This window comes from Streptomyces sp. NRRL WC-3549, from assembly GCF_000721935.1.
Lineage (GTDB): Bacteria > Actinomycetota > Actinomycetes > Streptomycetales > Streptomycetaceae > Streptomyces.
The window spans coordinates 30880-31880 of record NZ_KL585413.1 but is presented as its reverse complement, the minus strand read 5'-3'; the positions used below and the strand labels follow the sequence as shown (position 1 = coordinate 31880).

2 pseudogenes are annotated in these 1001 nt (G+C 74.2%); both read right to left on the bottom strand.

The features are described from left to right. Positions 1–24: 24 nt before the first annotated feature. Positions 25–750, bottom strand: a pseudogene (locus IH13_RS0120945) (bifunctional transcriptional activator/DNA repair enzyme AdaA); the annotation flags it as partial. 90 nt (positions 751–840) lie between these two features. Beyond that, positions 841–981, bottom strand: a pseudogene (locus tag IH13_RS44785) (GTPase RsgA); the annotation flags it as partial. Positions 982–1001: the final 20 nt, after the last annotated feature.

The following is a 1001-nucleotide window of genomic DNA, read 5'->3' as shown; positions in this document are numbered from 1 at the left end:
TCAGAGATGTGTAGAAGAGACAGGGGTGCGCCGGTAGGTGCGGGCGCCGGGCACGCCGCTGACCTCCTCGACCAGGGGAACCGCCTCGTCGGCCAGAAGGCCGAAGACCTCGCGCGCCGCGTACGGGCCCCGATGGGCGAGGCGGAGCGGGATGCCGGCCCGGTTCCCCGCCGGGGCGTTCGCGCGCAGCCCCGTCCCGCCCTCGGCGCGCAGCGCGCTGGGGGTGCGGGCGTAGATCTGCCGGATCGTGTCGTTGAACTGGCGCACGCTGGCGAACCCGGACGCGAAGGCGATCTCCGTGACCGGCAGGTCGGTGGTCTGCAGCAGCACCCGGGCGGTGTGGGAGCGCTGGGCGCGGGCCAGCGCGACCGGTCCGGCGCCCAGTTCGGCGGTGAGCTGGCGCTGCACCTGGCGGGTGCTGTAGCCGAGCCGCCCGGCGAGCCCGGGGACGCCCTCCCGGTCCACCACGCCGTCACCGATCATCCGCACGGCACGCCCCACCACGTCGGCGCGGACGTCCCACTCGGCGGAGCCGGGCACGGCGTCCGGGCGGCAGCGTCTGCACGCCCGGAAACCGTGGCCCTGCGCCGCCGCGGCGGTCGGGTAGAACCGCACGTTCTCCCGCTTGGGCGTCACGGCGGGGCAGCTCGGCCGGCAGTAGATGCCGGTGGTCGCGACGGCGAAGAAGAACGCTCCGTCGAAGCGCGCGTCGCGGCTGCTCACCGCCTCGTACCTGGTCCGTTCGTCCATCACACCGTCCAGTGTGCGCCCCCGGCCGGGGGCGCACTCGCGGTTTTCGGACGTCGAGCCCGGGACCCGGAACCGGCCCCGGGCCCCGGTTCAGCGGAAGCGTCCGTGCTTGGCGTCCATGGCGGCCCTCCCCTCGGCGCTGCGGCGCTTCCACTCGCGCAGGGTCTCGGTCCGGAGCCGGGCGTCGGTCTTGGCCGCGATGCGGTGGTTCTCCCGGAGCAGCTTGCGGTCTGTCTCTTATACACATCTCT